The sequence below is a fragment of the Neptuniibacter marinus genome (genome assembly GCF_001597725.1).
Lineage (GTDB): Bacteria > Pseudomonadota > Gammaproteobacteria > Pseudomonadales > Balneatricaceae > Neptuniibacter > Neptuniibacter marinus.
In genome coordinates this window covers 1-359 of the sequence record NZ_LUTR01000056.1, presented here as the reverse complement: position 1 = coordinate 359, position 359 = coordinate 1, and the positions used below count along the sequence as shown (strand labels likewise).

At 43.5% G+C, this 359-nt stretch carries 1 protein-coding gene; it reads right to left on the bottom strand.

Annotated features, from left to right (window positions below):
* Nucleotides 1–359: PAS domain S-box protein (locus A3774_RS16020; RefSeq protein WP_156473740.1), on the bottom strand; the 359-nt coding region annotated here is incomplete at both ends.

Sequence of the window (359 nt, the reverse complement as noted above, 5' to 3'; positions counted from 1 at the left end):
CTTAAACATACGCGAGGTTTGACCTAGCACCTCGTCCTTTTTGTATCCGGAAATCGCTTCAAAACTATTGTTCACATATTGAATCTGGCCTTCGCGGTTTGTAATGATAATAACCGTAGGATTATTCTCGACCACCTCCGATAACAGGTGTACTTCCTCTTTCATTTCTAGCGCACTGTTATTGATTCTGACGATGTAGACCGTGCCAATAATCAGTGTTGCGATTGCCGCGCCTAATATTAATAAAAAGATGCGTTTTTGCTCGATCCATACAGCAAATGAACCCTTAAAATCGGTGACAATCGATACGGCGAGAGGGTACTTGGTTAGTAGACGAGTCGTGGTGATGTTGAGGGGGA